We start from the raw sequence: 3,719 nt of genomic DNA, 5'->3' as shown, positions 1-3,719 counted from the left end.
AAGGCTTTAAAGAAATGATTCAAAAATGTGAAGTGGAAATTGTAAGCCCGAGAATTTTATCGCAGGATGATTATGAAATCTTAAATAAAAGAGTGCATGAAATTCAAAAAGGAAAACTTGTCACGATTGAGTATTATGATCGTATCAATTATAAAAGAATCACAGGCGTAGTTTCTAAAATTAATCTGGATACGCAAATACTTCAAATCGTAAAGACAAAGATCAACCTGAAACAAATTAGCTACATACAATTAGAGGAGTGAAAACTCCTCTAATATGCGTTGTGGCCACCAATTAATGTATTTCGTTTTTTAGCGGTCGCAAAGTCTAAGGCGTTCATCCCTTTTAAGATGGCATTCTTGCCATAGCGATGCTTGATTTGAACTAAGGTTTCCTGTAGCTTTTTTTCTCGTTCTACTTTTTCTGCATCTGTAAATAAATCATAATTCTCATAATAATATTCATCTTTCACGTCTTGAAAACCAATCGCAATCTGTCGAATGGGATAGTTTGGATTCACAATGCGAATATAGAGTTGTTTGAATTCTTCTAATAAGATGGAATAGGAGTTTGTACAGTTGGTAATCTTACATGAGCCACAGCTTGGTTTGATGCAATCCTTGGAGTAGCCAATCATAAGAGAAATTTGTTTAGTCACTAAATGTTTCTCGGTTAATGTCAATACATTTTGATCCACCATTTCTTTCATAACCACAAAGGCATTTTGGAAGGAATAATCCTCAAAAAGAATTTGGGAATTGGATATAGAATGTTGTTTCGATTTATAATTTTTAATGTCTTGAATGGTCGTAGGCTCTTTGCCCCAAGCATGGTCAATGATATATTCAGCGTTCACACCAAATTCTTTATATAATATTTCAATAGGAAATTGACACAAGTCGTACATGTCATAGATACCTAATTTGTGTAATCTTCTTTCCGTTCCATTTCCAAGCATCCAAAAATCTGTTAATGGAACATGATGCCATAATGTTTGGCGATATAAGTCTTCATTTAAATAGGCCATGCGATCGGCATTGTGTTTGGCGGATATATCCATCGCAATCTTAGCGAGATACAAATTGGTTCCAATCCCCACAGTAGCTGTAAGACCTGTTTTTTCATAGATTCGATCTAATATTTTTTTTGCCAATTCTTTGGCATTGACTTGATAAAGCTTTAAATAGCTTGTGACATCTAAAAATGATTCATCAATGGAATAGACATGAATATCTTCTTTGGCAATAAATTCCAAGAAGACTTTATAAACTTTGCAGCTATATTCCATATACAAGTGCATTCTAGGTGGAGCCATCATGTATTCGATTTTTGGATCAATTTCAAAAATACGACCACGACTCGATACGCCTAGTTTTTTAATGGCTGGTGTTGCAGCAAGAGTAATGGCACCACCACCTCGTGTAGGATCGGCCACTACAAGATTGACTTTGAATGGATCAAGGCCGAGTTCAACACATTCAACGGATGCATAAAAGGATTTTAAATCAATACATAAATATGTTTTTTGCATAAATACCTCCACACCCCATATCGTTCGTATAAAATCATAGTTAAAAATAAATAAAAATTCAAGATAGATTTGAGACTTTCTTAAAAAGCTAATAAATTTTCACTGGTATTTTATTTATTTTTTGATACTATATAGATAAAGGTGGTGTAACTATGCAGTTAAGACAATTATTACTACAATATGAGATTGAAAATAACATTAAACATGATGAGGCGGCTAAAAGAATAGGAATTGGGCGTGCTACATATTTTCGTTGGTTAAAGGGTGAAAGCACACATTTAAAGGCCAATACATTAAAGAAACTATCCGATATGCTGGATTGTGATGTCAAAAGTATTTTGGATGAGGAAGAAAGAATCAAACCAATCGTTGGCAGTGTAAAAGCCGGATATGATGGTTTTCCAATGGAAGATATTGAGGGGTATATTGAATTAAATCGTCATGATGGAAAAAAAGGCGATTACTTTTTACGTGTACGTGGAGATTCTATGATCAACGCCCATATCTATGAGGGGGATCTTGTCTTTGTGAAACAGACAAATGAAGTGGAATCTGGAAGTATTGCGATTGTACTTGTGGGTGAGGAAGCGACATTGAAGCGTGTTTTATATAAAAAGGGTTTAATGATTTTAGAAGCCGCAAATCCTAAGATTGACACAAAGGTTTTTACGTCTGAAGAAGTGGAAGAACTTCCGGTAAAGGTTATTGGAAAAGTCTTATATGCTCGTAGAGACTTTGATTGAGGGAGTAATTGAATGAAGATTTGGATTACTAGACATGGCCAAACAGCTTTAAATAAACAAAAATTAATGCAGGGACTTACAGATGAACCTTTAAATGAGACGGGAATTCAACAAGCAAAAGAGGCAAGAAAAAAGATTGGTGATATTCATTTTGATGCGGTATATGCAAGTCCTCTACAAAGAGCGATTCAGACAGCGTCGATTATGGGCAATGTAGATCAAAAGGATGTAAAGATTGATTCTCGTATTATTGAAGTGGATTTTGGGGATTACGAGCTTCGTAACTACTTTAAATTAGGATTAAAAATGACTTCCTATTGGGCTTTTCCTGAATTGTTGCCAAATCCTAAGTCGGTTGAATCTGTCAAAAGTATGGTCAAACGAAGTCAATCCTTTTTAAAGGAACTTGAAAAGCAGAATTATGAGAATGTATTGATTGTATGCCATGGTGGTATCATTCGTTCTTTATGTGGTTATTTAGAAGATCGTAAAAATGGCATTAAGTGGAGACCAAAGCCAAACAATTGTGAGATTCGTGTTTATGAATCCAATCATGGTAAGCATACATTCATTAAGACATATAAGTAAGGAATGTATAGACCACGTTTAATGGCAAAAAGGAGTAAATACACATGTTGACATATACTTATTTAGAAAAAGGGAAATTTGCGTTGATAGAGAAACCAAAACCGATACTTCTTCATGAAAGGGATGCGATTGTAAAAGTAACACTTGCGAGCATTTGTTCAAGTGATCTGCATATTAAACATGGTAGTGTTCCTCGTGCAGTACCTGGTATTACCGTTGGTCATGAAATGGTTGGTATTGTAGAACAAGTTGGAAGTAAAGTAACACATGTAAAACCTGGAGATCGTGTAACAGTGAATGTGGAAACATATTGTGGAGAATGTTTTTTCTGCAAGAATGGATTTGTGAATAATTGTACGGATGATAATGGAGGATGGGCTCTTGGCTGTCGTATTGATGGTGGACAAGCTGAATATGTGCGTGTTCCTTTTGCAGATCAGGGGTTGAATAAGATTCCTGAACAAGTTAGTGATCGACAGGCTTTGTTTGTAGGGGATGTACTAGCTACAGGATATTGGGCAACTCGTATTTCTGAAATCAAAGAAGACGATACTGTGTTGATTATTGGTGCAGGGCCTACAGGTATTTGTACTTTATTGTGTGTGATGCTTCAAAAGCCAAAACGAATAATCATGTGTGAAAAAGATGAACATCGCATTGAATTTATCCATGAACATTATCCAGAAGTTTTGACAGTAACTCCAGAAGAATGTCGAAACTTTGTGCTAGAAAACAGTGATCATGGTGGAGCAGATGTTGTTCTTGAAGTTGCGGGTGTCCCCTCTACTTTTCAGCTTGCATGGCAATGTGCAAGACCAAATGCGATCGTGACAATAGTCGCTTTATATGATGCACCA

At 35.6% G+C, this 3,719-nt stretch carries 5 protein-coding genes; 4 read left to right on the top strand and 1 reads right to left on the bottom strand.

All coding sequences use genetic code 11. The annotated features are described in order from the left end of the window. The coding region (locus tag ACZQCL_RS07370; protein ID WP_482482511.1) for a YolD-like family protein at positions 1 to 263 on the top strand (263 nt) is incomplete at its 5' end. 8 nt (positions 264 to 271) lie between these two features. Here ACZQCL_RS07370 and ACZQCL_RS07365 read toward each other — a convergent pair. Continuing rightward, on the bottom strand, positions 272 to 1,531 hold the full coding sequence (locus tag ACZQCL_RS07365) for a Y-family DNA polymerase (protein WP_443669293.1): 1,260 nt from the start codon (positions 1,529 to 1,531) through the stop codon (positions 272 to 274). A 152-nt stretch (positions 1,532 to 1,683) separates the two neighbouring features. On the opposite strand from ACZQCL_RS07365, the gene ACZQCL_RS07360 reads away from it, so the two are divergent. The 3 genes from ACZQCL_RS07360 to ACZQCL_RS07350 form a co-directional block, all read left to right on the top strand. After that, positions 1,684 to 2,274 carry a helix-turn-helix domain-containing protein gene (locus tag ACZQCL_RS07360; RefSeq protein WP_288522384.1) on the top strand — a complete coding sequence of 197 codons (591 nt, stop codon included), beginning with the start codon at positions 1,684 to 1,686 and terminating at the stop codon, positions 2,272 to 2,274. Between the two features lie 12 nt (positions 2,275 to 2,286). After that, entirely contained in the window at positions 2,287 to 2,862 is a 576-nt protein-coding gene (locus tag ACZQCL_RS07355; protein ID WP_337618445.1) for a histidine phosphatase family protein, read from the top strand. Between the two features lie 44 nt (positions 2,863 to 2,906). Then, positions 2,907 to 3,719, top strand: an 813-nt coding sequence (locus ACZQCL_RS07350; RefSeq protein WP_482482509.1) for an alcohol dehydrogenase catalytic domain-containing protein, incomplete at its 3' end; no start/stop codon positions are given.

This window comes from Holdemanella sp. (assembly GCF_056804935.1).
This window is presented reverse-complemented; position numbering and strand designations above follow the sequence as displayed.